A 598-nucleotide genomic window follows, 5' to 3' on the forward strand; every position below is an offset into this window, starting at 1 on the left:
CCCCGGCCACCGGTAGCACGTAGCGTCGCGGCCCCGGCTCCAGATCGGTCAGCCCCTTCACCGATCGCGAAGTGCGAACGATGTCTGCGAGTTCGGCTTCGGTCCCGCGGACTACGTTCCAGTCACCGGACGCTTTGTGCAACGCATGGAGTGGCTCCACTTCTTCGAGCGTGCCAGTCCGGTCCCCGTCCGGTAAACCCTCCTGGCCGTCGCGCACCGCGATGTACCAATACAGGTCAGCGCTGATCCGATAGAAGCCGCACCAAGGCTGAGGATGTGAGTCAGCGACAAGGGCTGCAAGCGGCTTGGTTCGCCAGTTGGAGGCAGCGCCCTCGAGGCCCGCACAAAAGCCGGCCTGTACGTGCCCTGTGCGCGTCTGATGGACGACACTCCACCGTGCTTGCAGATCACGAGCCTTCTTGCGCAGTGCCGCGCGGCTTGGCCTGGCATCCTCATGCCGCCAAGTCAGGCCGACGGCATAGGTGCCCTTGATCCCTGGAAGGTTGAGGACTTGAGCCATGTCACACCGCGAGCTTCAGAACTTGCTTGCCGCGACCCACTCTGACTTGTTTCGCATCGACGCCGATGACTTGCCAGT

General features: G+C 63.4%; 1 protein-coding gene. It reads right to left on the reverse strand.

The genetic code is table 11. From position 1 onward, the window contains the following. Positions 1-520, reverse strand: a 520-nt coding sequence (gene pilO2, locus RVY79_RS17010; protein ID WP_317465654.1) for a type 4b pilus protein PilO2, incomplete at its 3' end; no start/stop codon positions are given. Positions 521-598 lie beyond the last annotated feature (78 nt).

It is taken from the genome of Chromohalobacter sp. HP20-39, from assembly GCF_033052815.1.
Taxonomy (GTDB): domain Bacteria; phylum Pseudomonadota; class Gammaproteobacteria; order Pseudomonadales; family Halomonadaceae; genus Chromohalobacter.